The following is a 25,687-nucleotide window of genomic DNA, read 5'->3' as shown; positions in this document are numbered from 1 at the left end:
GTCATGATGGATCTTCGCCCGGTCGGATATGTGATTGGCTTGCTGGTCGCCATACTTGGGGCGACCATGCTGTTGCCGATGCTTGCGGACATCATCGAGGGTCGGGGCGAGTGGAACGTTTTCTTTGAAAGCGGTGTCATCACGATCCTGACCGGCGTGGTTCTGGCCATGAGCTGCTCGAACGGTGTGGGCGAGGGGCTGACCATCCGTCAGACCTTTTTGCTGACCACCGGCGTCTGGGTCGCGCTGCCGCTTTTCGGGGCAATCCCCTTCGTGTTCGGTGAGACCGAACTGCGATTTGTCGATGCCTATTTCGAAGCCATGTCGGGGCTGACCACCACCGGTTCGACCGTTATTTCCGGGTTGGATGATCTGCCGCGTGGCCTGCTTTTGTGGCGCGGTTTGCTGCAATGGCTGGGCGGGATCGGCATCATCGTCGTGGCCATGGTCTTCCTGCCCGAGCTCAAGGTCGGCGGTATGCAGATCTTCCGCTCGGAAGGGTTTGAAACCATGGGGAAAATCCTTCCGCGCGCGCAAGAGATCGCGGGCCAGATTTCGCTGATCTATGTTTTCCTGACCGTAGCTTGCGCCTTGGTGTATGCCGGTTTGGGCATGAACTTTTTCGACGCGGTCGTTCATGCGTTCACAACCGTGTCCACTGGCGGGTTCTCGAACTATGATGCTTCGTTCGGAACGTTTTCGGGGCCCGCGGAATACGCCGCGTCCGTATTCATGATCCTGGCTGCGCTGCCGTTCGTGCGGTATGTGCAGTTCGTCAACGGCCGGACAAGCTCGATCCTGGAAGACAGCCAGATCAGGGCCTTTCTGGCCACGATTGCCGTTCTGGTGGTGATCATGGCGGTCTTTCTGACATCGGTCTTTCCGCACCACTGGGAACAGGCGGTGCGCGAGTCGTTGTTCAACATCACCTCGATCATTTCCGGCACTGGCTATGCCAGTGTCGATTACATGACCTGGGGCAGTTTTCCGATCATGATGTTTTTCATGATCGGTCTGATCGGTGGTTGCGCCGGTTCGACGGCCTGCTCCATCAAGATCTTCCGGTATCAGTTGCTGATTGCTTCCATCAAGGCTCAGATCAGCCGGATTCGGTCTCCGCACGGAGTGTTCGTGCCCAAATATGATGGCCGCGCCATCAGCCGCGATGTCCTGACATCGGTCATGAGCTTTTTCATGTTCTTCGCGCTGTCGCTGGGGGCGTTGTCGTGGGCGCTGGCGCTGACTGGTCTGGATTTCATCACGGCAGTATCCGGTGCAGCGACGGCGCTTGCCAATGTTGGCCCCGGCTTGGGTGACCAGATCGGCCCCGCAGGGAATTTCGCCGGGCTGAACGACACGGCCAAGTGGTTGCTGACCTTCGGAATGCTGACCGGCCGGCTGGAGCTGATGGCCGTGTATGTACTGTTCACCATTCGGTTCTGGAGAGGCTGATGAAAAGACCATTGGGCGCCCAAATCTCGCACATGCTCAAGGATCGGGGGGTCGAAGTCATTTTCGGCATTCCCGGTGTGCACAATCAGGAAATGTACCGTGGAATCGAAGAAGCGGGCATTACTCATGTGCTGGCGCGGCATGAGCAAGGCGCGGGCTTCATGGCTGACGGTTATGCAAGGGCGACGGGCAAGCCCGGCGTCGCCTACGTGATCACCGGTCCTGGCCTGTGCAACGTCATGACGCCGATGGGGCAGAGCTATACCGACTCGGTTCCGATGCTGGTTCTGTCGTCCTGTCTGGGCGAAACTCAGGCGCAGCGTGGCCAGTTGCACCAGATGAAAGATCAGCGCGCGGCCGCTGAATGCGTGACCGACTGGTCCTGTCAGGCAAACGACGCGCAATCAGCCTATGGCCTGATCGAACGCGCTTTTGAGGAGTTCGCGCTGAAACGCCCGCGCCCCAAGCATATCCAGGTCCCGATCGCGCAGTTGGAGGCCGAGGCCGACCCCGCTCCTTTTCCAAACCAGGACGCGGTGCGGGTCAAGGCTCTGGCGCCGGACATCTCGCCGGTTCTGTCGCTGCTGAACATCGCACGGCGGCCGCTGTTCATACTGGGTGGTGGGTCGAGGTCGAACCTGTGGCGCCAGATTCTGTCTCAGCTCGGTGCGGCCTGTTTCACCACTTATGCAGGGCGTGGGTTGGTCGGCACCGGCTATACCCTGGATTTCGGCGCTACCTTGCCGCGACCCGGCAGTGCCGAGGTGATTGGGTCGGCCGATCTGGTCATCGCGGTCGGTGCCGAATTGGGTGAGGTCGACCTTTGGCGCGATCAGTTGGGCCACAACGCGACCTTGGTGCGGGTTGACCTCGACCCCGAGGTGCTGGCCGACCGGCACCGGGCGGCCGTCAAGCTGCAGGCCGATGGCGAAAGCTTTGCCCATGCATTGTGGTCCGCGACCCAAGACTGCAAACCGGCCACCGGCTGGTCGCCGGAAGAGGTGGCCGAAGCCCGCGCGCGCTGGCGCGCCGAGGTCGACGCGGAAAGACCGGGTATCGTGCCGGTTGCCGACGCCTTGCGTGCAGCGATGCCCGCCGACACCATGATCTATTCCGACATGACCCAGTTCGCCTATGTTGCAAAAGAGGTCTGGGACATGGCGCGCCCATACCACTGGCACCACCCGACCGGGTTCGGCACCCTGGGCTATGCGCTGCCGGCCGGGATCGGCGGCGCGGTTGCGCGGCGCGGAAAGCCAACTGCCGTGATCGCCGGTGACTACGGGTTCCATTATACGATGCAGGAACTGGGTGCGGCGGTCGAGCTGGGGTTGTCGCTGCCAATCATCCTTTGGGACAACGGTAAGCTGAAAGAGATCGAGGACAGCATGGTCGGCAGCCAGATTGCTCCGAATGCGGTTGTCGCGCGCAACCCTGATTTCTGCAAGCTGGCCGAGGCTTTCGGAGCGCGGTCGGCCGCTCCGAACTCGCTGCCGGAAATGCAGGCTGCCGTTCGTGCGGCCTTTGACGCACCAGTGCCGACCCTTGTGCACGTCACGCCCGATATCTTGAAGGGATGAAAAAAAGGCGCCGCAACATCCTGCGGCGCCTTCAAATTCTGTTCGTGACTTTCGGTCAGCCCCAGCAATTCACCAGCACGGTCATGCCGGTCGCGCGGCGGTTCAACTCGTCAGGTGAAACCTGGCCGGTTTCCTTCGCAGTCTGGGCCGTGGCCCCGGCCTTTGAAAGGATCTCGTGAAGGCGGTCGGCCGCGGCAGCAAGGCTGACATCTCGGGGCAGGGTACGCCCCTCGGTCTGCGCAGGCAGCAGCATTCCGACCACGTTGCCGTGATCATCGAATACCGGGCCGCCAGCGTCTCCGGGTTGTGCGGTCAGGCTCAGGCGGGTCACGCCGGCCTCTCCGTTCAGCCCACGGATATCGGCGATCTTGCCGTAGGTCAGGGTCGGAGCCCCCAAAGCGCCCTCATATGAGTACCCCGCAACGGCCACTTCGGATTGCAGGCGAGGCTGGGCTTCATTCAAGGCCGCAACGGCCATCGGTGCCAGCGTCTTGTTGGGGCGCAGGACCGCAACGCCCAGTTCGGGATCGCTCCACGCGGTTTGCAGTTCCTGACCGTCTTCAAGGGTGACGCGGGTGCAGTTCTGCACCGCCTCGGCCACGGTCAGGACCAGACCGTTGGGATCGGCGAAAAAGCCCGATCGCGACAACCTTGGTTTTCTGAGTTGCAGACCGGACATCAAGTCGATGCTTTGCTCGGCATTGGCACCAGCCGCAGCATCAAGAACACCATCGGTGGTTTCAAAGCTGGCGATCATTGCCGCCAGAACCCGGGCGCGGCGTGCGTCATCGCCTTCGGGCCAGACAAGGGTGAAGCCTTTGATCTTGCCGTCGCTCAGATTGGCCTGTGTATAGGATACGATCCCGTTGCCACGGCCTTCGATGGTAAACCTGTCGCCACGCAGCTCACGCGGGCCGTTCAGCGGCACGATCTCGAGCGATTGCATCGCCTCGAACAGCGCGCGCAAAGTGGTTTTGCTGCCCTCCTGGCTGATCAAAACGACCCGTGCGTCCAGATCACCGCTGGAATTGAAATGCGCGAACGGCGCCTCGTATCGGTCGAAGGCAACTACCCCAAGCGGCAGGTCGACGGAAATCCCAGCGCGATCATCGACGTGACGGGCCATGCCGACGCTGATCAGCGGGGCATTGTAGTCATTCATCAAAGCCTTGCGCTGTGCCGTCGTCAGGACTCCGGTCGGTTCAAAGCCATTGAATCGCTGCCATTCCGCCATCGACCGACGTGTGCCCTGGCCGAATGCCCCGTCGATGGTCGAACTGTAAAACCCGGCAGCCTGCAATGCGGTTTGCAGGTCTTTTCGTTCCTGTCCGCTCAGCAGCCGCTCGGACTGCAGGGCCTGTGATCTCGTCTCGTCCGAAGGTTGCGGTGTCAGACCGGCCTGAGGCTGCTCTGGCTGCGGCTCGGGCTGAACGGGCGCTGTGATTGCGCCGCGGTTCAGGACATTGGCGCCGATTGGCCAGAACTGCTGCCCCAGGGCGCCTGAAAAGGTGATGAAACTGTCTGAGGGGATCTGCCGTTCGGCCCGGTAGACGCGCAGCACCTGCTCGGCGTCGGCCCGCAGATAGGGGCCGATCACTATGGCGTACCATCCGCTGTTCAGGCGGAACCCGTTCACGTCGGGCAGGGCATTGGCATAGACTTGCGCCCGGTCCTGCGCCTCGCGCAGCGATGGCTGCGCTTCGACCTGAACCCAGACGCCTGCGTCAGTCCCCTGTTGAGCATACGCAGCGCGCAGGCCGACTGTAATCAGTAAAAGAATTGCAACGAATATGCGTGTCATTTTCTGCCCGTTTTATGCGGTGTTTTGGCTTTGCCTCAACTTACGCGATTCAGGGGTGAAAACGCTATGCCCACGATACGGGGAATTTCTGGTGTGGCGGCACAGTGACAGCAGGCGGGCATTGGCCCGTTGACGCCCCTTGGCCCCTTGCATAGGAAGGGCAAAACCGACCGGAACCGGGCAAATCCGCGCCCAAAGGGAATGTCATGACCGAACCGTCCAGCGCACCACGTTCATTTCAGGAAATCATCCTGCGGCTTCAGAACTACTGGGCCTCGAAGGGCTGTGCCATCCTGCAGCCATACGACATGGAGGTCGGTGCCGGTACGTTCCACCCTGCAACCACCCTGCGGGCTTTGGGGTCCAAACCCTGGGCTGCGGCCTACGTTCAACCGTCGCGCCGTCCGACCGATGGGCGCTATGGCGAGAACCCCAACCGCTTGCAGCATTACTATCAGTACCAGGTGCTGATCAAACCCAGCCCTCCGGACCTGCAGGAGCTGTATCTGGGCAGCCTTCAGGCCATTGGCATCGACATGGACCTGCACGACATCCGTTTCGTCGAGGATGACTGGGAAAGCCCCACCCTTGGCGCATGGGGCCTGGGATGGGAGGTCTGGTGCGATGGCATGGAAGTCAGCCAGTTTACCTATTTCCAGCAGGTCGGCGGCCATGACTGCGCGCCGGTCTCGGGCGAGCTGACATATGGTCTGGAACGTCTGGCGATGTATGTTCTGGGCATCGACCACGTAATGGACATGCCCTTCAACGACCCGCAGTCACCCAGCCCGCTGACATATGGCGACATCTTCAAGCAAACCGAAGAGGAATACGCCCGTTGGAACTTTGATGTGGCCAACACTGAGGTTTTGCTGCGCCACTTCGAAGAGGCCGAGGAAGAATGCGCCGCGATCCTGAGCCAGGAGCACGTGGACCCCAAGACGGGCAAGCGCATCATCATGGCGCATCCTGCTTATGACCAGTGCATCAAGGCCAGCCATATCTTCAACCTCCTGGACGCGCGCGGCGTGATTTCGGTGACCGAGCGGCAGGCCTATATCGGGCGGGTGCGCGCGCTGGCCAAGCAATGCGCCGATGCTTTCGTGCAGACCGAGGCCGCGGGTTTCGAGGCTTGATGGCTCGTCGCACCCCACAGGAGGATCGCGCATGACCGGGAAAATGCTGGCAATTCTGTTGGTCGCTTGCGCCGTCATTGCTGGCGTCAGCATGTATTACCTGCAGGTCTACGGCTACTACTACGAGGTCGAACCCTCACCCGGTCAGGATGTTGTTCTGACCGAAACCGCGACCGGCCAACCGGTGCCAATTGCCTACAGCGCGTTTCAGGCGATCGACGCCGACAGCTCTCCGATCCGGTATCGGGCTTGTTTCCAGACAGATCTGAAGCCGGAACAGCTGGCCGTCCGCTACATGAGCGCCGAAGAGGCCGAGCCGCTGACGGCCCCGGGTTGGTTCGACTGCTATGATGCGGCTACTCTGGCCGAGGCGTTGGCGAACGGATCCGCCCGCGCGTTCGTAGGGGTCAAGAACATCCACTACGGCGTTGATCGGATCGTAGCTGTAACGCAGGACGGTTCGGGCTTTGCCTGGCATGCCCTGAACAACTGCGGCGAAAAGGCCTATGACGGAACGGTTGTCGGTGAAGAGTGCCCGCCCCAACCGGAAAACTGAGTGGTCGGGATGGGGTTCATCGTTGAAATCCCCGGATTTCTGACGGCAACGCTGGGCTTTGCCGTCTATCTGATGGGCGCCGAGATCAACGCCCGCGCCGAGATCCTGCGACGGTTCAACATCCCCGAACCCGTGACCGGCGGTCTGTTGGCCTCGCTGGTGGTTCTGACGCTGTATCTGCTGTTCGGTATGGAACTGGAGTTCGACCTGACCGCGCGGGATTTCCTGCTGGTGCTGTTCTTTGGCGGGATCGGCCTGAATGCCCGGCTGTCCGATCTGATCGCGGGCGGAAAGCCTCTGGTGCTGCTGCTGATCCTGACGTTGCTGACGATCGTGGCGCAGAACCTGATCGGCGCGGCGGGGGCGGCGGCCTTCGGCTATCCGGCGCAGTCCGGCGTTCTGTTCGGCTCGGCTGCCCTGATCGGCGGCCACGGCACCGCCATCGCCTGGGCGCCCGAGGTGGCGCAGGTCACCGGGCTTGAGGGCGCGACCGAGCTGGGCGTTGCGGTTGCAACCCTGGGCCTTGTCCTGGCTGCGCTGGTCGGCGGCCCCATCGCGCGACTGTTGATCGAAGGGCGCGACCTGTCGCCAAACCGCCCGGACGAGGAACATACCGTCGGCGTGCCCGACGAGCCGTCAGACGCAGCCGCGAAGATCGACCACCTGACGGTGATGCGGGTGCTGCTGTACCTGAACATGGCCATCATCGCGGGCTATGCTCTGTCCGAGGTGATCCTGGCCGCGGGTTTGAAACTGCCGCTGTTCGTGCCCTGCCTGATCATGGGTATCGTGATCGGCAACCTGCGCCCGCTGCTGGCCCCGCGCGCCGCGCCGGTGTCGCGCACGCCGTCGCTGGCGCTGATCTCGGAATTCGCGCTGGGCGCGTTTCTGGCCATGTCGCTGATGAGCCTGCAACTGTGGACCATCGCCGATCTGGGCCTGTCGATCGTGGTGATCATGACGGCGCAGACTTTGTTTGCGGTGGCTTTCGTGATCTGGGTTCTGTTCCCGGTCATGGGCGCGAACTACCGCGCGGCCGTGCTGGCGGCGGGGTTCGGTGGCTTCGCGTTGGGCGCAACACCGACCGCAATTGCCAATATGACCGCCGTAACCAAGCGATACGGGCCTTCGCCTATTGCCTTTATCGTGCTCCCCCTTGTATCCGCATTCTTCGTGGATATTGCCAATGCCATCGTCATCCAGACGATCGTCAATTTCTAAGGATCGAAAATGCCCGACCTGCTGATCGAACTGTTTTCCGAGGAAGTCCCCGCGCGCATGCAGACCCGCGCCGGCGAGGATTTGAAAAAACGGATCACCGACGGTCTGGTCGAGGCCGGTCTGACCTATGCCCATGCGCACGCCCTGACCACGCCGCGCCGCCTGACGCTGGCGGTCGAGGGGCTGCTGGCCGAAAGCCCCACCATCCGCGAAGAGCGCAAGGGCCCCAAGGTTGGCGCGCCGGACAAGGCCATCGAGGGCTTCCTGCGTGGCGCGGGGATTAGCCGCGACCAGCTCGAGGAACGGGACACGCCCAAGGGCGCGGTCTATTTTGCCACCATCGAGAAACCGGGTCGCCCGGCGGCCGAGATCGTGGCCGAGGTTCTGGCTGACACGATCCGCAACTTCCCCTGGCCGAAATCCATGCGCTGGGGCAGCGGAGCCCTGCGCTGGGTTCGGCCGCTGCATTCGATCCTGTGCATCCTCAGCGATGAAGCCGGCGCGCAGGTCGTGCCGATGGAGATCGACGGGATCACCGCCGGTGACACCACCGAGGGCCATCGCTTCATGGCGCCGGGCCGGTTTGCCGTGACCGGGTTCGAGGATTACGCCGCCAAGCTGAAGCGCGCCTTCGTCGTGCTGTCGCCCGAGGAACGGGCCGAGCACATCTGGAACGACGCACAGAACATGGCCTTTGCCGCCGGTCTGGAGGTGGTCGAGGACAAGAGCTTGCTGGCCGAGGTGGCCGGGCTGGTCGAATGGCCGGTGGTGCTGATGGGGCAGATCGACGATGAATTCCTCGACCTGCCGCCCGAGGTACTGCAGACCTCGATGAAAGAACACCAGAAGTTCTTCTCGGTCCGCAATCCCAAGACGGGCCGGATCGAACGGTTCATCACCGTGGCCAACCGCGAGACCACCGACAATGGTGCGACCATCCTGGCCGGAAACCAGAAGGTGCTGTCGGCGCGTCTGGCCGATGCGAAATTCTTCTGGGAGAACGACCTGCGGGTTGCCAAGGCAGACATCACGCAATGGACCCGTGCACTTGAAAACGTGACCTTCCACAACAAGCTGGGCACCCAGGCGCAGCGGATCGACCGCATTGCCGCGCTGGCCCGCGAACTGGCCACGGTCACGGGCGCCGACCCGGACCAGGCCGAGAAGGCCGCGCGGCTGGCCAAGGCCGATCTGAGTTCGGAGATGGTCTATGAATTCCCCGAACTTCAGGGGCTTATGGGGCGGTATTACATTGAGGCGGCTGGAGAAGACGCCGCCGTGGCCGCCGTGGCGCAGGAGCACTACTCGCCGCTGGGCCCGTCGGATGACGTGCCAACCGCGCCGCTCTCGGTGACCGTGGCGCTTGCCGACAAGCTGGACACGCTGACCGGGTTCTGGGCGATTGATGAAAAGCCCACCGGCTCAAAAGACCCGTTTGCTTTGCGTCGCGCTGCTTTGGGTATCTCTCGATTGGTTTTCGAAAACGATCTGCGGCTGTCGTTGGATCGCTTCTTTGACAGCCAACTTATTCGAGCAGAAAGCGCAATCAATGAGGCGTTGCCGGAAGCTAACGTTCTTGATCTGTTGGAAGAAATTGCAGAGCGAGGTGTCTTTGGTGCTGCATTCCAAGCGGTCAAGGACAAAATCGGAGGATTGCCTGCCACGGCCTTTCTTGAACTTGAAAAAAAGGTCCCAGACGCATCTGACGATCTCCTCTCCTTTTTCCACGACCGCCTCAAAGTCTTCCTCCGCGACGAGGGCATTCGCCACGACGTGATCGACGCCTGCATCGCGATGGACGGCAATGACGACCTCAACCTGCTGGTCAAACGCGCCCGCGCGTTGAACGCGGTGATCGCGACCGAAGATGGCGAAAACCTGGTGCAGGGCTTCAAGCGCGCCAACAACATCCTGACCCAGGCCGAGGAGAAGGACGGGGTCGAATACTCGTTCGGTGCCGATCTGAAATTCGCCGAGACCGACAGCGAAAAGGCCCTGTTCGCCGCGCTGGATCAGGCACAGGCCAAGATTGCACCGGCACTCAAGGCCGAGGATTTCCCGGCGGCGATGGCGGCCATGGCCGCGCTGCGCGGGCCGATCGACGCGTTCTTCGAGGACGTCCAGGTCAATTCCGACAATGCCGTGCTGCGCCGCAACCGCCTGAATCTGCTGAGCCAGATCCGCCAGATCTGCTCCAGCGTCGCGGACCTGACCAAGATCGAAGGCTGACCCAAAGGGCGCGCTCTGGCGCGCCCACAAGGCCCTTGCGCGGAAGGCTGGGGCGCTTATGCTGCGGTGAAACCAAAAGGTGCCGCAGTGCAGAATAATCCGCATACCACGCTCATCACTCCTGATGCTCCTGTCGCCGCCGACACCCATGGCGGCCGGGCGAAATGTCTGCAGCGCCTCGTGCGGTTGGACCTTCCCGTACCGCGTACGGTGGCCCTGTCCTTCGATCAGGTGCGACGGATCGCTGACGGCGATATCCCGGCAATCGAAGCCATACTTGAACAGTTCGACGCATCGGCGTTGCTGTGCGTGCGCCCCAGTTCCGAGGACCCTGACTGGGGCGGCCCCGGCGCGGTTCTGAACATCGGGATGAACGATGCCCGTTTCGTGGAATTGTCCGACAAGATGGGCCCCGAGGCCGCCGCCGCACTGTATCTGCGGTTCGTCCAAAGCTATGCGATTCACGTTGCGCGTCTGGACGCGGACGTTTTCGACGACATCGAAGCCGATGGCCGCGAAGGCCTGCGCCAGACCCTGCGCGCCTATGAGGACGAAACCGACGAAGCGTTCCCCCAGGATCGCGGCGAGCAGTTGCTGGCGGTCCTGCGCTCGATGGCGCGGGCGTGGGATGGTACGTCCGCCCGCCTGTTGCGGCAGGCCAAGGGCGCTCCGGCGGATGCCGGGCTGGGCCTTGTCATTCAGGAGATGATCCCGGGCGTCGGTCAGGGCGAATGCGGATCGGGTGTGCTGCAGCTGGTGGATACCTCGACCGGCATGCCGCAGATCACAGGCCGCTACCTGAGCCAAAGCCAAGGGCGCGATGCGCTGGGCGAGGGGGTTGCGGCCCTCTACCTTGAAAAGGACCCGCGCGGGCAAGCGCTCGAGGATGTTGCGCCTCAGGCCTTTGCCGACCTCAAGGCCCATGCGGCGTTGATGCGGCGCAAATTGCGCGAAGAGATGCAGGTCGAATTCGTGATCGAAAACGGCAAGGTGCATATTCTGGATGGGGTCCGCGTTCAGCGCAGCGCCCGCGCCGCCATGCGGATCGCTGTTCGATTGGCCGAGGATGGCATCATCACCCCGCAGGAAGCCGTCATGCGGATCGACCCGCATTCTCTGAATGAGTTACTGCACCGTCAGGTGCATCCCGAGGCCAAGCGTGACGTGCTGACCACGGGTATTGGGGCCAGTCCCGGGGCGGCCACCGGCCGGATCGTTTTCACTTCGGCCGAGGCACAGGCCAGCGCGGCGCGCGGCGAGCCCTGCATTCTGGTGCGCCGTGAAACCTCGCCCGAGGATGTGCGCGGCATGCACGCCGCGGTAGCCGTACTGACCGAAAAGGGTGGCATGACCAGCCATGCGGCCGTGATCGGGCGCGGGCTGGGGCTGCCCTGTATCGTCGGCGCGTCCGAGATGCGGTTCCAGACCAAGAAAAAGCAGCTTACCGTTCCGGACGGCCGCGTTTTCACCACAGGCGACATTCTGACGATTGACGGAAGCTCGGGCCAGGTGTTGGCGGGCGAGCCGGCGATGCTCGAAGCTGCACTGGATGACTGTTTTCAGACCTTGATGAGCTGGGCCGACGCCGAGCGAGACATATCAATTCGTGCCAATGCCGACACTCCTGCCGACGCGCAGGCTGCGCGAAACTTCCAGGCGCAGGGGATTGGGTTGTGCCGAACCGAGCATATGTTTTTCGACCCCGGTCGTCTGATCGTGATGCGCGAGATGATTTTCGCTCAGACTTCATCGGGACGCGCGGCGGTTTTGGAGCGGTTGCTTCCGATGCAACGCGATGATTTTGTGCAGATTTTCCGGATCATGGAAGGGCAGCCCGTCTGCATCCGACTGTTCGATCCGCCTCTGCACGAGTTTCTGCCGACCACGCGCAGCGGGCAGCGCGAACTGGCCGAAGCGCTGGATCTTCCGGTTTCGGATGTGGAGCGTCGGGTGGACGAAATGAGCGAATACAACCCCATGCTGGGGTTGCGGGGCGTACGCCTTGGCATCACGGTGCCCGAGATCTATGACATGCAAGCCCGCGCGATCTTCGAGGCGACGCTCGAAGCCAGCAAAAATGGCGCGCCGGTGGTGCCCGAGGTCATGATTCCGCTGGTTTCGGCCAAGCGCGAGGTCGAACTGATCAAGGCGCGGGTGGACACGGTTGCCGCAGCCGTTGCGGCCGAGCGTGGTCAGGAGTTCGAATACCGGTTGGGTGTGATGGTCGAAACGCCCCGGGCCTGTTTGCGCGCCGAGGAAATCGCTCCTCATGCCTCGTTCCTGAGTTTCGGCACCAATGACCTGACGCAGATGACCTATGGTCTGTCACGCGACGACGCGGGACGCTTCATGTCAGCCTATGTTCGGCAGGGGGTGTTCACCGAGGATCCGTTCCATGTTCTGGACGCCGATGGGGTCGGCGAACTGCTCAAGCTGGGCTCGGAGCGGGGGCGTACAGCTCGGCCCGATGTCACGCTTTCGGTCTGTGGTGAACATGGCGGCAACCCCGAATCAATCGCCCTTTGTCGGGATTTGGGGTTCGATTATGTGTCCTGTTCACCCTTCCGAGTCCCGGTCGCTCGGCTGGCTGCCGCTCAGTTGGCGATTTCGTCAAAACTTGGGGGTTGACAGGCCGTCAAAGCCCTAGGAATAGTGGTTTCGGGATGGACCTGTGGCCGATTAATTTTGGCCCCGCGGGCAAGATTTTTCTTGCTTTTTCCTCAGAACTGGACCTTTCGCGCCTTCTGCGTTAAGACCCCGTCGCGCCCGCCGGGGGAGGGTATGGCGCGTGAAGTGCCTGTGCGAGGTTATCTGATGCTACGATATATACTGGCTGTTGCCATTGCGGCGGCAACCGTGATGCCGAGTGCGTCCGTTGCCGAGAGGGAAGCCACCGAGACTGCCAAGCGCGAACTGGTGTCGCGCAACCAAGTGACGGGACAAAGCTTTCGCGACTATCTGAAGCTGTTCCAACCAAGGAAAGAGGTCCAACCGGTCGAGATTTCCTACACCAAGGCCTGGCTGGACCAACAGCCCAAAGCCAGCGGTGGCGAAGATCTGAAATGCTTGGCCGAGGCCCTGTATTTCGAAGCGCGCGGAGAGAGCGTGCGCGGCCAATTCGCGGTTGCCGAGGTGATTTTGAACCGGGTGGAAAGCACCCGTTTCCCGAACACCGTCTGCGGCGTGATCCGTCAGGGAACAGGCAAGAAATATCAGTGCCAGTTCACCTATACCTGTGACGGCCGCAAGGAAGTCATTCACGAGAAGAAAGCCTATGAGCGCGTGGCCAAAGTTGCCAAGGCGGCGATCGAGGGGGTCAGCGACCCGCTGACGTCGGGGGCCACGCATTACCACACCAAGGCGGTGCGCCCGTCGTGGTCGCGCGTTTACAAGGAAACTGCGCGCATCGGTGTGCATATCTTCTACCGCCACAACTACCGCACTGCGAGCAACTAGCGCGCATTGACGCACCCGCGCTGGAACGTTGATGGCGCGGGTGAAACCAAGGGCTATATTGCGGTCAAGGAGATCCGCAATGAATCTGAGCCGCCGAAGCCTTTTGAAATCTGCCGCCGCGCTTGCGGTGTTTCCAACGCTGGCGCGCTCCGCGCCGCTGACCCTGACTGCGCGCGAGGGCGCTCAGTTGATTGCCCCTCCGGGGTATCCGGAAACCGATATCTGGGGCTTTGATGGGTCGGTGCCAGGCAGCCCAATCCATCTGCAGCAAGGCGAGCGGGTTCAGCGCCGCTTGGTGAACGAATTACCGCAAGCCACCTCGGTTCATTGGCATGGTATCCGCATCGACAACGCTATGGATGGCGTGCCGGGTCTTACTCAGGAAGCGGTTCCAAGCGGCGCGACCTTCGACTATGATTTCATCGTGCCGGACGCCGGAACCTATTGGTATCATGCGCATAACAAGTCAGTCGAACAGGTGGCACGTGGCCTCTATGGCCCTTTGATCGTGCACGAGTCCGAGGCGCCGGATGTGGAGCAGGATCTGGTGCTGATGCTCGATGATTGGCGACTTGATCCGGAAACGGCCCAGATTACCCAAGACTTCGACAACGGTCATGACCTCAGCCATGCTGGTCGGCTGGGAAACCTCACTACCGTCAATGGAGCATTCGACCCATCCTTTCCTGTTCAACAAAACCAACGCCTGCGTCTGAGGTTGGTCAACGCCGCGAATGCGCGTGTCTTCACCGTGGGCCTCGACGGAATGTCCGGATGGATCGTCGCGCTGGATGGAATGCCTTTGGCCGAGCCGATCCCGATTGAGGACACGTTCCCGCTGGCCCCGGCACAACGTGCGGATTTGTTGGTGGATGTGCTGGCTGCGGATGCGGAAACGGCCAGCCTGTTCAGTCAGGAACGTGACGGCGCCTTTGGTTTGGCCCGATTTTCTGTGGCAGGGCAGGCGGCTTCCACTCCCCGGTCGGGAGTTCGGCCATTGCCGCCGAACCCGCTTCCGGAATTGACGGATATCAACAACGTACCGCGGCACGAGATGAGGCTGCAGGGCGGTGCCATGCGCTGGCTTGAAAGCGCGCGGATTGGCGAGACCGAGCTCTCGGGCCGGGAGCTGGCTCAGCTGGGCCGGTTCTGGGCGTTGAACGGTTATGCCGAACGCCCCGAGGACCCGTTTCTGGATGCGTCCTTGGGAAGCGTTCACCGGATCGCCTTCGTGAACGAAACGGTATTCCCGCACGCGATGCACCTGCATGGCCACCACTTTCGGCTGATCTTGCCGGACGGAAGTCTTGGGCCATGGCGCGACACGGTTCTGGTCGAACGCGGCGAGACTCGCGAGATCGCGCTGGTCACCGACAACCCGGGCAACTGGCTGCTGCATTGCCATATGCTTGGACACGCCGCATCGGGTATGATGAGTTGGTACCGCGTCACCTGACGCCGCATTCGGCGGCTGGAATGGCGTTTGCTTGAATGCTATAGCCGCGCGGAACCACTAAATTGGGCAAACCTGTCCAAGCTGCCCGAAAAGGCCCGTGCCATGAGTACTGAAATCCGCCTTGCCTTTGCGCACCCGTCCGAACGGTCCGAGGCGACTGCGCCACGCGGGCCACTGGATCGTATCTCGTTGCGCGACCACATTGTCGAGGTCGAGATCGGCGCTTTTCAGGCCGAACGGGGCACCACCCAGCGCATCTGTTTCAACATCGTGGTCGAGGTGCGCCCGCTGACTGAAAACATCGACGATGATGTCGATCGCATCCTGTCCTATGACCGGGTGACCGAGGCCATCGCCTATGAACTGGCGGCCGAGCGTCTGAACTTGCTCGAGACACTGGCGGATCGAATAGCCGAGCGGATCCTGCTTGAACCTCAGGCGGTAAGAGCTTTTGTCCGCATTGAAAAACTGGATCGCGGTCCGGGTGCTTTGGGTGTCGAGATCGTTCGTGGCAAGGATGCGGTCCATCACGATGTCATCGAGGAAGAGCGCCCACATCCCCGGCTGGTCTTTCTGTCGAACGCAGCGATTGAGTCCGAAAATTTGTCGGGCTGGATCGACCAGTTGGAAAACCGACAGCGACCGCTGATTCTGTGCGTAGGCGCCTCCGATCTGCCGGTGCCGCAGACCGGCCATGCCATGACCCAGCGCCGGATCGACCTGTTGGCGATCGAGCAGAACGCCTGGGTGCTGGCCGCGCGTGATCATCGCTGCGTCGTCGTCTCGACCCGGACCGAACTGGACTGGGCCATGAAGAACGGTCAGATCTGTGTCTGGGCACCGTCCAAGATCGTGCTGGATGCGGTCGATGGGCCTTCGGCGGCGCCGTCCGATGCGGTGGCCTTGGCCGCCTGGTTCGCCGCCACCTTTGAGGCCAGCGAAATGCTGGTCATTGGCGGGGAACTGCCCGAGTCGCCCAAAACGCCGCTTCGGGCGGTTCCGGTGGAGCAGGCGCAACTGTGACCAGCTACTATCGCCCATTGGTGCAACACGGGCCTGTGCGCCCGGACGGGGCCTTGCTGCTGGCGGGGCAGGACCTGTGGTTCACCCATGCCGAATGTCTGCAGCGTGACGCGGCACCCCGGATCGTTGCGGCTGCCGATATCCCTGAAACGTGGCTGGACCGGCTGACGCAACCGCGCGCCGCGATTGCCGGACTGGATATGGCGCAGCCGCAGATCATGGGCATTCTGAACGCCACGCCCGACAGCTTTTCCGACGGTGGCAAGCACAACACCCCCGACGCCGCGTGTACAGCAGCCCGGGAAATGGTCGCGCACGGTGCGACCATTCTGGACATCGGTGGTGAATCCACTCGCCCCGGTGCGGATTTTGTACCCGAGGACGAAGAGATCGCCCGCACCCAGCCCTTGATCCGCGCGATCCGGGCCGAGACACCGGCGCTGATCTCGATCGACACGCGCAAATCCGCCGTGGCCAGGGCCGCAGTCGAGGCCGGGGCAGGGCTGATCAACGATGTTTCAGGCTTTACCTTCGATCCCGCGCTTGGGGCTTTCTGCGCTGAAATCAATGCGCCGGTCTGCGTGATGCACATGCAAGGCGACCCGGCCACGATGCAGGACAACCCGACCTATGACAACGTTCTGCTGGACGTCTACGATTTCCTGTCCGGGCAGGTGGCCCGGCTGGAAGGCCTCGGGCTGGATCGGGGCCGGATCATCGTTGATCCGGGCATAGGCTTTGGCAAGACTGAGGAACACAACCTAAGCCTACTCCGCAATCTCAGCCTGTTTCACGGGTTGGGCTGCCCGATCCTCCTAGGAGTGTCACGCAAGGGCTTCATCGGCCGGATCGGTGCGGAACCGCGCAAGGATGCCCGCGCGCCGGGATCAATCGCCGTTGCGTTGGCAGGATTGTCGCAAGGTGTGCAGATCATCCGGGTGCATGACGTGGCCGAGACCGCTCAGGCCTTGCGCCTGTGGGCCGCTGTCCGGTAATCGGGTCGCAGGCAGGACTTTGTGGAGTAACAGGTATGCGCAAGCTGTTCGGAACCGACGGGGTGCGGGGCACCGCCAACACCTATCCGATGACGGCCGAGATGGCGTTGCGGATCGGCGCGGCGGTGGGGCGGTACTTCCGCCGGGATGGCTCGGGCGTTCACCGGGTGGTGATCGGAAAAGATACGCGCCTGTCGGGCTATATGCTGGAAAACGCGCTGACGGCGGGTCTGACGTCGACCGGCATGAACGTGCTGCTGCTAGGGCCGGTGCCGACACCGGCGGTCGGGCTGATGACCCGGTCGATGCGGGCCGATCTGGGTGTGATGATCTCGGCCAGCCACAACCCGGCCGAAGACAATGGGATCAAGTTCTTCGGACCCGATGGGTTCAAACTGTCCGACCAGGCCGAACTTGAAATCGAACAGCTGATCGAAGAGGGGGTCAAACCCGCGCAGGCGCAGAATATCGGGCGCGCCCGGCGCGTCGATGACGCGCGGTTCCGCTATGGCGAGCGGGTCAAGTCATCTCTGCCGCGCGAGCTGCGTCTGGATGGCCTCAAGGTGGTGATCGACTGCGCCAACGGCGCCGCGCACCGCACCGCGCCCGAGGTCCTGTGGGAGCTGGGGGCCGAGGTGATCCCGGTGGGAACGGCACCCAACGGCAAGAACATCAACCTGGGCTGCGGCTCGACCCAGCCGCGTGTGGCGGCCGAGGCCGTCGTGGCGCATGGGGCGGATGTGGGCATCTGCCTCGACGGCGATGCCGACCGGGTGGTGATCGTGGATGAGACCGGGCAGGTCGCCGATGGTGATCAACTCATGGCCCTTCTGGCTACCGCTTGGGCCACTTCCGAACGGCTGAAAGGCGGCGCGCTTGTTGCGACCGTCATGTCGAACCTGGGGCTGGAACGGTTTCTGGGCGCGCGCGGGCTGCGGCTGGAACGGACGGCGGTCGGAGACCGCTATGTGGTCGAGCGTATGCGGGAAGGCGGGTTCAACCTTGGCGGCGAGCAATCCGGCCATATCGTCATGAGCGACTATGCCACCACGGGTGATGGCCTGATGGCGGGGTTGCATTTCCTGGCCGAGATGGTGAATTCGGGGCGCAAAGCCTCGGATCTGGCGCAGCAGTTCGAGACGGTGCCGCAACTGTTGAAAAACGTGCGCTATGGCGAGGGGCAGGCTCCGCTGGAAGCGGACACGGTCAAGGCCGCGATTGCCGATGCCGAGGCGCGGCTGAACGGGCAGGGGCGGTTGCTGATCCGCAAGTCGGGCACCGAGCCGTTGATCCGCGTGATGGCGGAATGCGAGGATGACGCCCTTTTGGCGCAGGTCGTCGATGGGATCGTGGCCGAGGTCGAAGCCGCCGCGCGTCAGTAGCCCAACAGCAACTTGCGCAGGCTGAACCATTGGCTGATGGCCATTCCAGTCAGGATCAGCGCCAATGCAATGTAAAACCGCAGCGGCAGTGCCTCGGACAGGATCCACGCGCCGAAGATCATCGACCAGACCGGCACCTGATAGTTCACCAGCGTCATGAAGACCGACCCGGCGCTGCGAATGATCGACACCCGCAGCAGGGTCGCAAATGCCGTAGGCACAAGCCCCAGCACGATCAAGGCAAGCGTGGGGCGCAGACCCTGTGGGGCGGGCACGCCCTCGGTCGCCATCATGATCGGCAGCAGGATCACCGCACCCACCACCAATGTCAGTGCGGCCAGAACCACCGGGTCGATTGGCGGGCAGCGCCGGGTCAGGATCGACGCCACCGAATAGCAGAACGCCGCCCCGATGCAGGCCAGTTGGGCCAGCGGCTCGGCCCCGCTGCCCAGTTGCGCCAGCCCTGGGCCGATAAGCACCAGCGCTCCGGTGAAGCCCAGGGATACCCCGACTAAACGACGTGCGTTCAGGGGTTCGTCCGAGAAGAAATGCGCCAGCGGAAGAACCATCAGCGGAATCGCCGCCATGGACAGCCCGGCAAAGGCCGAGGGTACATATTGCTGCCCCCAGCTGAGCAGCACGAAAGGCAGTGCGGTGGACAGGATGCCGATCAGGATCACCGACCACGCCAGACTCGGTGTCAGGCTGGGGATGCGCCGCCCGGTCAGCCCCATCAAGGCCAACAGCATCACCGCGCCCAGCGTCGTCCGCGCTGTGGCCACCGTGATCGGGCCATAGCCTTCCAACGCCATCGCGACGACCATGAAGGTGCCGCCCCAGATCAGGCCCAGGGCAATGACGCCGCTCCAGTCGCGTATGTCGGGTTGAGGCACCATCGCTGCCTGTTCATCCGTTCTGCATGAAAAGGGCGGCCTCCGGGGCCGCCCTTGGGTTAAAGCCGTTCGGGCTTAGTTCTTTTCCTGATCGACCAGCTTGCCGGCCGAAATCCAGGGCATCATGCCCCGCAGCTTTTTGCCGACTTCTTCGATCTGGTGTTCGTCATTGGCACGGCGCGAGGCCTTGATCGTGGGCTGACCGACCTGATTTTCCAGCATGAAGTCGCGCACGAACTTGCCCTGCTGGATGTCGTTCAGAACCTCTTTCATCGCCTTTTTGGTCTGCTCATAGGGCAGGATGCGCGGGCCGGTCACGTATTGACCGTATTCCGCGGTGTTCGAGATCGAGTAGTCCATGTTGGCGATGCCGCCTTCATAGATCAGGTCCACGATCAGCTTCACCTCGTGCAGACACTCGAAATAGGCCATCTCGGGCGCATAGCCGGCCTCGACCAGGGTTTCAAAGCCGCAGCGGATCAGTTCGACCAGACCGCCGCAAAGAACGGCCTGCTCGCCGAACAGGTCGGTTTCGCATTCCTCGCGGAAGTTGGTCTCGATGATGCCCGAACGGCCGCCGCCGATGGCCGAGCAGTAGGACAGGCCGATTTCCAGCGCCTTGCCGGTCGCGTCGGTGTGAACGGCCACCAGGCAGGGCACGCCGCCGCCTTTGACATATTCGCCGCGTACGGTGTGGCCGGGGCCTTTGGGGGCCATCATGATGACGTCCACGCCCTCTTTCGGCTCGATCAGGCCGAAATGCACGTTCAGGCCGTGGGCAAAGGCGATTGCCGCGCCGGGCTTGATGTTGTCATGCACGTATTTCTTGTAAGTCTCGGCCTGAAGCTCGTCGGGCATGGTGAACATGATGACGTCGCACCAGGCCGCGGCCTCGGCAATGCCCATCACCTGCAGACCTTCGGCTTCGGCTTTCTTGGCCGAGGGCGAGCCTTCGCGCAGGGCGACGACCAGGTTCTTGGCGCCCGAGTCGCGCAGGTTCAGCGCGTGGGCGTGACCTTGAGAGCCATAGCCCAAGATGGCCACTTTCTTGTCCTTGATCAGGTTGATGTCGCAATCGCGATCGTAATAGACGCGCATTTTGCCGGTCCTTTCTGTTTCGATTGCTGCGTTTCTATCTGCGGCGATTGCTATTGGCGAGAGCGATGAGATTGGATATCGATGAAAGAAGCGAAGAATAATTCTTGGAAATCGGGAAACCTAAAAAATTCATGCTTGACGACATCGACCGCCGCATCCTGCGCCATTTTCAGGCCGACCCAAGCCTGAGCACCGCCGAACTGGCCGAGCGTTGCCGGATCAGCAATGGCGTGTGCTGGCGCCGGATCGAGAAGATGCAGGCCGCCGGGATCATTCAGGGGCAGGAGGCCGTGATCGACTGGTCCGCCATGGGCTATGCGGTCGAGGTGTCGCTGCGGGTGACCCTGGACAAGACCCAGCCGCGCGCCTTCGACGAATTCACCGAAGCCGCCCGCAAGGTGCCCGAGGTGATCGAGATCCAGACCTTTCTGGGTCGGGTGGATGTCCGTCTGTCCGTCATCGCGCGGGACATGGCGCATTATCAGCAGGTCTATCGCGACCGAATCCTGACCCTGCCGCATATCGCCGACATCGAGGCCCTGATGCACATCGCGCGTGTCAAGCGGGACGAGGTGTTGCCGGTATGATAGAACTGGATGAACTGGACCGCAAACTGCTGCGCGCCTTGGCCCAAGACGCCACTCAAAGCGCGGGCGCCTTGGGCCGGCGGTTCGGGCTGTCGCAGCCCGCCACATGGCGCCGGATCCGGCGGCTGGAGCAGGCGGGCGTCATCAAGGGGCGCCGGCTGCGCCTGAACGCCGAGGCGCTGGGGTTCGGCGTCACCGTATTCTTGGGCGTCAAGCTGGCGCGTAAAGGGCAGGTCAGCCTCGAAGATTTCGAACGCGCCGTCAGCGCCATTCCCGAAGTCCAAACCGTGGAACACGTACTGGGCCTGTATGACTACCGACTGCGGGTGGTGGCACGCGACCTGGCGGACTTTGAGCGGGTCCTGCGGCGTCGTATCATGACCCTGCCGGGGGCCGGGGATGTCGAAGCAAATGTACTGCTGAGCGAAGAACGCCTGCCCGGGCCGATTGGCTAGCGGTCAGTAACGGGTACGGATGCAATAGCCCGGATGGTGGGTCAGGCGGGCAAACGAAACCGGCTGTCCGTCTTTCCAGGTCGTGCGCTCAAGCTGAATCATCGCGGCCCCGGTCGTCGTTCCCATATAATCTGCCAAGTGGCTGTCGGCGGAAATGGCGTAAAGTGCAAGCTCGGCGTCAATGAAGGGGTTCGCATTCAACAGCCATTCATGCGGCCCGACCTCTTCCAGATTGGCATCTTCAACCTCGGGGACGGTCGAAATGTTGATCCAGCGTTCTTCGTGCTGAAACGGGCGGTTGTCGGCATAGTGCATGCACACCAGATGCAGGATCTGCGATTGCGGCGGCAGACCCAGTTGCGAGCTGAGCCAGCCGGGGCTCTTGTCGATGCTGCGCTCGACCAGGGCATAGCGGTAGGTCTGGTTCTGGTCTTCGACGATCTGACGGGCCAGCGACAGTTCCAGCTTGGCCTGTTTGCTGGGTGATTTCTTGACCCGCGTTCCGCTCTTGCGCTTGCGCTCGACGAACCCTTGCTCGGCCAGTTCGCGCAGCGCACGGTTGACGGTTGCGCGCGCGCAGTTGAACTCTTCGGCAAGCTGGGTTTCGGTCGGCAGCAAGGAACCTTGGGGCCAGACCCGTGTCTCGATCCGCCGCTTCACTTCGTCCCGAACGAATTGAAAACTGATCCGCTTTTGAACGTTCACGGTCTAAAATATCCTTTCAAGCTCAAGATGTGCGTATCTGTTCAGAAACACGTCAAGGTGTAAAGAGAGAGGTGACACTAATTGGCGTCAATTCGGCCTATCAGGCTGCTGAGACGGGTGTGCAGCCGAGCTTCTGACCGTTGACTTAGGGGGAGCGCATGAGGGTCAATGAGCACTTTACCAACAGGTGCAAAGCCTTCAGAAAGTGAGCAACCCAGAAAAGGAGACAGCATGCCTGCATTGTTGAATACAGTCGATCCGGACGGGCTCGAAGAATTCTCGGTCGTGTTCACCGACCGCTCGCTCAACCACATGTCGCAGGCGTTCCAGCAGGTGATGCGCGACATCTCAGGGATGCTGCGCAAGGTCTATGGCGCGGACGGCGTGGCCGTGGTGCCGGGTGGCGGAACCTATGCGATGGAGGCCGTGGCCCGACAGTACGCCCGCGGCGCCGACGTGCTAGTGGTGCGCAACGGCTGGTTTTCGTATCGCTGGAGCCAGATCATCGAAACCGGAGGGCTGACGGCCTCGGCCACCGTATTGAAGGCTCGTCAAACGGGGAATTCCAGCCCGTCGCCCTTTGCGCCGGCGCCGATCGACGAGGTGGTCGAAACCATTCGCAGCCAGCGACCCAGCGTGGTGTTTGCGCCGCATGTGGAAACCTCGGCCGGGGTCATTCTGCCGGATGACTATGTCACCGCGATGGCCGCTGCCGCGCACGAGGTCGGCGCGTTGATGGTGCTCGACTGCATCGCCTCGGGCTGTGCCTGGATCGACATGAAGGCCGCCGGCGTGGACGTTCTGATCTCGGCCCCGCAAAAGGGTTGGAGCGCCTCGCCCTGCGCCGGTCTGGTCATGCTGTCCGATCGCGCCGAGGCGCGGCTGACCGAGACCACCTCGGACAGTTTCGCGCTGGACCTGAAGAAATGGCGCCAGATCATGCAGGCCTATGAAGGCGGCGGCCATGCCTATCACGCCACCATGCCCACCGATGCGCTGCGGGCGTTCCGCGATACGATGCAGGAGACCCGGGACTATGGGTTCGACAAGCTGCGCGAAGCGCAATGGCGGCTGGGAAATGCGGTGCGGGCGATGCTGCGCGACAAGGGGGTCGTTTCGGTTGCTGCCGAAGGCTTTGGCGCGCCGGGGGTTGTGGTCAGCTATATCGACGACCCCGAGGTGCAGAACGGCAAGAAATTCGCCGCGCTAGGCATGCAGATTGCCGCCGGCGTGCCGCTGCAATGTGACGAGCCCGAAGGGTTCAGCACCTTTCGCCTGGGCCTGTTCGGGTTGGACAAGCTGTATGATGTCGACGGAACGGTGGCCCGGCTGAAGCGGGTTCTGGATCAGGTGCTGTAGGCCGGTACGGGCCTCAGCGCACGCCGAGGCCCATCTGCATCAACGTCTTGCGCACCACCGGCATCGAATAAAGCGCGTTCAGCCCGGCAGCGCGCGCATCGCGCAACGGCCGTGCCTCGACCATCGAGGCGCGGTTCAGCAGGTCGATCCCCTTGACGCGCAGTTCGATCTCGGCATGGCGGGACTTGTGATAGGCATCGAGCATCTGGGCATCTCCCAGACCCTCGGGTCGGGCCTGGGCCAGGTCCAGCAGGCTGCGTAGATCCCCCAGTGACATGTTCAGCCCCTGCGCCCCGATCGGGGGCACCACATGGGCGGCCTCGGCCATCAGGGCCACGCGCTGGGCCGACAGACGCTCGGCCGATTGGCTGATGATCGGCCAGATCGTCCGGCGCGAGGCCAGTTTCAGCGGTCCGAACAGGCCACAGGACCGCTCGGTCATTGCGGCCTCGAATTCTGCCTCTGGCAGGTTCAGCAGGTCGACAGCACGCGGGCCGCGCTCCATCCACACGATCGCCGACGAGGGTTGACCCTGCCAATCGGGCAGGGGGACCAGCGTGAACGGCCCGCCGGACCGGTGGATCTCGGTCGAGACGTTTTCATGGGCGATCGGATGGGTCACTGCAAAGGCCAGTGCCTTTTGCCCGTATCGCGTGGTTTGGACCTTGATCCCCGCAGCCTCGCGCATGGGCGAGTTGCGGCCATCGGCGGCGATCACCAGCTTGGTGCGGATGCGCGTGCCGTCCGACAGGCCCACACGGGCCTCGGCGGTGCGGGTGAACAGGCTGACGGTGCCGGTGCCGGGGCGGAAATCGACATTCGGCAGTTCGTGCAGCCGGGCCACCATCTCGCGCCGCAGCAGCCAGTTGGGCAGGTTCCAGCCAAAGGGTTGATCCGAGATATCGGCGGCGTTGAAATCGCGCACAACGCGCGGCTCGGGGATGTCGCCGCCTGCGTCCACGATGCGCATGATCTGCAGGGGCGCGGCGTGGGGTTCCAGCCGGTCCCACAACCCGCAGTGCTGCAGTAGGCCGTGCGCCGGTTGCAGAAACGCAGTGGTGCGCAGGTCGGACCCGTCGGCGTCGCGGTCGGTGACGGGCGGGGTCGGGTCCACGCAGATCACGTCGAACCCTGCGGCGCCAAATACGGCCGCCGCGGTCAGCCCGGCGATGCCGCCGCCGGAAATCAGGATGTCACAACTGTCGGTCATCGCGTCACTCTCCGTTGCCTGCGGACCCTAGTGCGGTTCTAGGGCCTGCGCCAAGTGACATCCTGTCCCGTGGTCTAGCCGCGTGAAATCAGGACCAGAATCAGGAACATCACCGGCACCATCGCCAGGGCCGGCAGATACAGGCCCGGCAGGCCGAACAACAGGGCCGAACAGCCCCACATGCTGACCAGCGCCGCAACGGTATAGCCGAGATCCTCGGGCTTGCCATTGGCCGCATCGCGGGCCAGCCAGCCAAACAGGGGAATTGCAAAAAGCAGGCGCTGCCAAAAAGGCAGGCGGCCGGGCATCTCGATCGCGGTCATCGGGCGTCTCCAGTTCTGTTCGTCGCTGAGCCTGATGTAGGAACGACTTTGCAGCTGCAGAATGCGCGGATCGTCGCAGTTTCGGGCTGCGCGCAGGCGCATTTCGTCGCAGTTTCGGGTGATTCAGATCAGGCGCGCGAGAAAGGCGGTCAGGTCATCGGTGTGGTGGTGGATATGATCCGCGTCATGCGGATCGGGGGCAACATGCACGGTACGCATGCCCATGTCATGCGGGGCCTTCAGGTTGCGAGGCTCGTCTTCGAACATAGCGGCGCGGTCGGGGTGGATGCCGTCGCGGGCAAAGACCGTTTCAAACGCGGCCTTGTCCGGTTTGGGCCGATATCCCGCATGTTCGACCCCATAGATCGCGTCAAACAGCCCATCCAGCCCGCGTGAGGCCAGAACCCGCTCGGCATAGGGCGCGCTGCCGTTGGTGTAGACGATGCGCCGCCCGGGCAGGGCCCGGATATGCGCGGCCAGCGCGGGGTCGGGTTCCATGTGGCTCAGGTCGACCTGATGAACCGCGTGCAAGTAGGGCTCGGGGTCCAGGTCATGTTCCGCCATCAGCCCGGCCAGCGTGGTGCCGTGTTCGCGCCAATAGTGCTGGCGTAGCCGGTCAGCCTCGGCCCGGTCGACGCGCAGGGCTTCGACGACGTATTCGGTCATCAGCACCTCGATCTGATCGAACAGGCGCATCTGTGGCGGATACAGGGTATTGTCTAGATCGAACACCCATTGGGTGACATGTGAAAATGCAGGCTTGACCATAG

Annotated in this window: 22 protein-coding genes; 15 read left to right on the top strand and 7 right to left on the bottom strand. The window is 62.6% G+C overall.

The window, feature by feature from the left end; genetic code table 11:
- Nucleotides 1-3 precede the first annotated feature (3 nt).
- Nucleotides 4-1,452 carry a TrkH family potassium uptake protein gene (locus ACR3EK_RS10105; protein WP_480633303.1) on the top strand — a complete coding sequence of 483 codons (1,449 nt, stop codon included), beginning with the start codon at nt 4-6 and terminating at the stop codon, nt 1,450-1,452.
- On the top strand, nt 1,452-3,032 hold the full coding sequence (locus ACR3EK_RS10100) for a thiamine pyrophosphate-binding protein (protein ID WP_480633302.1): 1,581 nt from the start codon (nt 1,452-1,454) through the stop codon (nt 3,030-3,032). Before ACR3EK_RS10105 ends, ACR3EK_RS10100 begins: the two co-directional genes overlap by 1 nt.
- Nucleotides 3,033-3,087: 55 nt before the next feature.
- Here the strand turns inward: ACR3EK_RS10100 and ACR3EK_RS10095 are convergent, their stop codons facing one another.
- Nucleotides 3,088-4,833, bottom strand: coding sequence for a serine protease (locus ACR3EK_RS10095; RefSeq protein ID WP_480633301.1), 1,746 nt, complete (start codon nt 4,831-4,833; stop codon nt 3,088-3,090).
- Nucleotides 4,834-5,039: 206 nt separating this feature from the next.
- Here ACR3EK_RS10095 and ACR3EK_RS10090 point away from each other — a divergent pair, with 206 nt between their 5' ends.
- The 10 genes from ACR3EK_RS10090 to glmM all read left to right on the top strand — a co-directional run bounded on the left by ACR3EK_RS10090 (nt 5,040) and on the right by glmM (nt 18,287).
- On the top strand, nt 5,040-5,969 hold the full coding sequence (locus ACR3EK_RS10090) for a glycine--tRNA ligase subunit alpha (protein ID WP_170363139.1): 930 nt from the start codon (nt 5,040-5,042) through the stop codon (nt 5,967-5,969).
- Nucleotides 5,970-6,000: 31 nt separating this feature from the next.
- Nucleotides 6,001-6,525: a DUF6446 family protein gene (locus ACR3EK_RS10085; RefSeq protein WP_170370725.1), complete on the top strand. Its 525-nt coding sequence runs from the start codon at nt 6,001-6,003 to the stop codon at nt 6,523-6,525.
- A 9-nt stretch (nt 6,526-6,534) separates the two neighbouring features.
- Nucleotides 6,535-7,746, top strand: coding sequence for a sodium/glutamate symporter (gene gltS, locus ACR3EK_RS10080; protein ID WP_480633300.1), 1,212 nt, complete (start codon nt 6,535-6,537; stop codon nt 7,744-7,746).
- Nucleotides 7,747-7,755: 9 nt separating this feature from the next.
- Nucleotides 7,756-9,975, top strand: a complete 2,220-nt coding sequence (gene glyS, locus ACR3EK_RS10075) for a glycine--tRNA ligase subunit beta (RefSeq protein WP_480633299.1) — start codon at nt 7,756-7,758, stop codon at nt 9,973-9,975.
- 66 nt (nt 9,976-10,041) lie between these two features.
- A complete protein-coding gene (locus ACR3EK_RS10070) occupies nt 10,042-12,603 on the top strand; it encodes a putative PEP-binding protein (protein WP_480633298.1) in 2,562 nt (853 codons plus the stop codon).
- A 186-nt stretch (nt 12,604-12,789) separates the two neighbouring features.
- Nucleotides 12,790-13,431 (top strand): cell wall hydrolase, encoded by a 642-nt coding sequence (locus ACR3EK_RS10065; protein WP_170402273.1) that lies wholly within the window; start codon nt 12,790-12,792, stop codon nt 13,429-13,431.
- Between the two features lie 79 nt (nt 13,432-13,510).
- A complete protein-coding gene (locus ACR3EK_RS10060) occupies nt 13,511-14,887 on the top strand; it encodes a multicopper oxidase family protein (RefSeq protein WP_480633297.1) in 1,377 nt (458 codons plus the stop codon).
- A 102-nt stretch (nt 14,888-14,989) separates the two neighbouring features.
- A complete protein-coding gene (locus ACR3EK_RS10055) occupies nt 14,990-15,910 on the top strand; it encodes a dihydroneopterin aldolase (RefSeq protein WP_170370719.1) in 921 nt (306 codons plus the stop codon).
- The gene (gene folP, locus ACR3EK_RS10050) at nt 15,907-16,905 is read left to right on the top strand and encodes a dihydropteroate synthase (RefSeq protein WP_480633296.1); all 999 of its coding nucleotides are present in this window, start codon (nt 15,907-15,909) and stop codon (nt 16,903-16,905) included. Before ACR3EK_RS10055 ends, folP begins: the two co-directional genes overlap by 4 nt.
- Nucleotides 16,906-16,940: 35 nt before the next feature.
- Nucleotides 16,941-18,287, top strand: a complete 1,347-nt coding sequence (gene glmM, locus ACR3EK_RS10045; protein WP_170372246.1) for a phosphoglucosamine mutase — start codon at nt 16,941-16,943, stop codon at nt 18,285-18,287.
- Here the strand turns inward: glmM and ACR3EK_RS10040 are convergent.
- Entirely contained in the window at nt 18,281-19,183 is a 903-nt protein-coding gene (locus tag ACR3EK_RS10040; protein ID WP_480633295.1) for a DMT family transporter, read from the bottom strand. The two genes, glmM and ACR3EK_RS10040, sit on opposite strands and share 7 nt — an antisense overlap.
- Nucleotides 19,184-19,255: 72 nt before the next feature.
- Nucleotides 19,256-20,278, bottom strand: a complete 1,023-nt coding sequence (ilvC, locus tag ACR3EK_RS10035) for a ketol-acid reductoisomerase (RefSeq protein WP_093962496.1) — start codon at nt 20,276-20,278, stop codon at nt 19,256-19,258.
- 131 nt (nt 20,279-20,409) lie between these two features.
- On the opposite strand from ilvC, the gene ACR3EK_RS10030 reads away from it, so the two are divergent.
- Nucleotides 20,410-20,865, top strand: coding sequence for an Lrp/AsnC family transcriptional regulator (locus tag ACR3EK_RS10030; RefSeq protein ID WP_170366436.1), 456 nt, complete (start codon nt 20,410-20,412; stop codon nt 20,863-20,865).
- Complete coding sequence (locus tag ACR3EK_RS10025; RefSeq protein ID WP_005982267.1) at nt 20,862-21,320, top strand: Lrp/AsnC family transcriptional regulator; 459 nt, start codon at nt 20,862-20,864, stop codon at nt 21,318-21,320. Before ACR3EK_RS10030 ends, ACR3EK_RS10025 begins: the two co-directional genes overlap by 4 nt.
- Nucleotides 21,321-21,323: 3 nt before the next feature.
- Here ACR3EK_RS10025 and ACR3EK_RS10020 read toward each other — a convergent pair whose 3' ends face one another.
- On the bottom strand, nt 21,324-22,025 hold the full coding sequence (locus tag ACR3EK_RS10020) for a UTRA domain-containing protein (protein ID WP_170366434.1): 702 nt from the start codon (nt 22,023-22,025) through the stop codon (nt 21,324-21,326).
- A gap of 231 nt (nt 22,026-22,256) precedes the next feature.
- Here ACR3EK_RS10020 and ACR3EK_RS10015 point away from each other — a divergent pair, with 231 nt between their 5' ends.
- The gene (locus ACR3EK_RS10015; RefSeq protein WP_480633294.1) at nt 22,257-23,384 is read left to right on the top strand and encodes an aminotransferase class V-fold PLP-dependent enzyme; all 1,128 of its coding nucleotides are present in this window, start codon (nt 22,257-22,259) and stop codon (nt 23,382-23,384) included.
- A gap of 13 nt (nt 23,385-23,397) precedes the next feature.
- Here the strand turns inward: ACR3EK_RS10015 and ACR3EK_RS10010 are convergent, their stop codons facing one another.
- From ACR3EK_RS10010 to ACR3EK_RS10000, 3 genes are all read right to left on the bottom strand, one after another.
- Nucleotides 23,398-24,594, bottom strand: coding sequence for a UbiH/UbiF family hydroxylase (locus ACR3EK_RS10010; RefSeq protein WP_170528986.1), 1,197 nt, complete (start codon nt 24,592-24,594; stop codon nt 23,398-23,400).
- Nucleotides 24,595-24,668: 74 nt separating this feature from the next.
- Entirely contained in the window at nt 24,669-24,917 is a 249-nt protein-coding gene (locus ACR3EK_RS10005; RefSeq protein ID WP_093962490.1) for a hypothetical protein, read from the bottom strand.
- A gap of 123 nt (nt 24,918-25,040) precedes the next feature.
- Nucleotides 25,041-25,685 (bottom strand): pyrimidine 5'-nucleotidase, encoded by a 645-nt coding sequence (locus tag ACR3EK_RS10000; protein ID WP_170437955.1) that lies wholly within the window; start codon nt 25,683-25,685, stop codon nt 25,041-25,043.
- Between the last annotated feature and the right edge of the window lie 2 nt (nt 25,686-25,687).

Source organism: Ruegeria sp. BC8 (assembly GCF_056535705.1).
The sequence above is the reverse complement of the archived record's forward strand: the minus strand, read 5'-3'. Positions and strand labels throughout refer to the sequence as shown.

Excerpts from the sequence above, each read along its gene's own strand:
- ACR3EK_RS10040 (WP_480633295.1), bottom strand. The coding sequence starts at position 19,183 with ATGGTGCCTCAACCCGACATACGCGACTGGAGCGGCGTCATTGCCCTG.
- ACR3EK_RS10010 (WP_170528986.1), bottom strand. The coding sequence starts at position 24,594 with ATGACCGACAGTTGTGACATCCTGATTTCCGGCGGCGGCATCGCCGGG.
- glmM (WP_170372246.1), top strand. The coding sequence starts at position 16,941 with ATGCGCAAGCTGTTCGGAACCGACGGGGTGCGGGGCACCGCCAACACC.
- ACR3EK_RS10015 (WP_480633294.1), top strand. The coding sequence starts at position 22,257 with ATGCCTGCATTGTTGAATACAGTCGATCCGGACGGGCTCGAAGAATTC.
- ACR3EK_RS10060 (WP_480633297.1), top strand. The coding sequence starts at position 13,511 with ATGAATCTGAGCCGCCGAAGCCTTTTGAAATCTGCCGCCGCGCTTGCG.
- ACR3EK_RS10090 (WP_170363139.1), top strand. The coding sequence starts at position 5,040 with ATGACCGAACCGTCCAGCGCACCACGTTCATTTCAGGAAATCATCCTG.
- ilvC (WP_093962496.1), bottom strand. The coding sequence starts at position 20,278 with ATGCGCGTCTATTACGATCGCGATTGCGACATCAACCTGATCAAGGAC.
- ACR3EK_RS10000 (WP_170437955.1), bottom strand. The coding sequence starts at position 25,685 with ATGGTCAAGCCTGCATTTTCACATGTCACCCAATGGGTGTTCGATCTA.
- ACR3EK_RS10100 (WP_480633302.1), top strand. The coding sequence starts at position 1,452 with ATGAAAAGACCATTGGGCGCCCAAATCTCGCACATGCTCAAGGATCGG.
- ACR3EK_RS10105 (WP_480633303.1), top strand. The coding sequence starts at position 4 with ATGATGGATCTTCGCCCGGTCGGATATGTGATTGGCTTGCTGGTCGCC.
- ACR3EK_RS10085 (WP_170370725.1), top strand. The coding sequence starts at position 6,001 with ATGACCGGGAAAATGCTGGCAATTCTGTTGGTCGCTTGCGCCGTCATT.
- gltS (WP_480633300.1), top strand. The coding sequence starts at position 6,535 with ATGGGGTTCATCGTTGAAATCCCCGGATTTCTGACGGCAACGCTGGGC.
- ACR3EK_RS10095 (WP_480633301.1), bottom strand. The coding sequence starts at position 4,833 with ATGACACGCATATTCGTTGCAATTCTTTTACTGATTACAGTCGGCCTG.
- ACR3EK_RS10065 (WP_170402273.1), top strand. The coding sequence starts at position 12,790 with ATGCTACGATATATACTGGCTGTTGCCATTGCGGCGGCAACCGTGATG.
- glyS (WP_480633299.1), top strand. The coding sequence starts at position 7,756 with ATGCCCGACCTGCTGATCGAACTGTTTTCCGAGGAAGTCCCCGCGCGC.
- ACR3EK_RS10025 (WP_005982267.1), top strand. The coding sequence starts at position 20,862 with ATGATAGAACTGGATGAACTGGACCGCAAACTGCTGCGCGCCTTGGCC.
- ACR3EK_RS10055 (WP_170370719.1), top strand. The coding sequence starts at position 14,990 with ATGAGTACTGAAATCCGCCTTGCCTTTGCGCACCCGTCCGAACGGTCC.
- ACR3EK_RS10005 (WP_093962490.1), bottom strand. The coding sequence starts at position 24,917 with ATGACCGCGATCGAGATGCCCGGCCGCCTGCCTTTTTGGCAGCGCCTG.
- ACR3EK_RS10030 (WP_170366436.1), top strand. The coding sequence starts at position 20,410 with ATGCTTGACGACATCGACCGCCGCATCCTGCGCCATTTTCAGGCCGAC.